Genomic DNA, 456 nt, shown 5'->3' with positions numbered 1-456 from the left:
CCCAATAAGGGGCTGATAATGCTTGGCTAAACTGTGTAGCGAAGCGGAACCGAGCCAAGCTTTAGCAGTCCCGCCTTAATTGGCTTGTTAGGTGTATTATGCGCACCATTCTCCGAGAACATCTGGTGATGAGAAACCATGCATCATAATTTCACTAGGATTGTCCCCAAAACCCAAAGCAAATTCTTTTTCGTGTTCTAGAGTTAGCAGCCAGTTATTTTTATATTTTGCGATTGCCCAAACTTTAGCGCTTTGATACTTCTGGATGTCTCCGCTCTTTGCGCATGTTGACACAACAGTTACTAATACAGGGGTTATGACATTTTCCAGTAACTCTTTAGATTGCCGTTCAACTAAATCTTCATAAGTTTCACCTTTTGGGGTAATAACTTGAGATTCTCCCGTTAGTGCATCTCTAATTTTCGATAGTGCTTCAGACTTATTCATACACCTAAC

At 41.2% G+C, this 456-nt stretch carries 1 protein-coding gene; it reads right to left on the bottom strand.

Translation table 11 applies throughout. The features are described 5' to 3' along the window. Positions 1-96: 96 nt before the first annotated feature. The coding region (locus J8L84_RS20265; protein ID WP_348771854.1) for a hypothetical protein at positions 97-456 on the bottom strand (360 nt) is incomplete at its 5' end.

This window comes from Alteromonas sp. MMG017, from assembly GCF_018100795.1.
Lineage (GTDB): Bacteria > Pseudomonadota > Gammaproteobacteria > Enterobacterales > Alteromonadaceae > Alteromonas.
The sequence above is the reverse complement of the archived record's forward strand: the minus strand, read 5'-3'. Positions and strand labels throughout refer to the sequence as shown.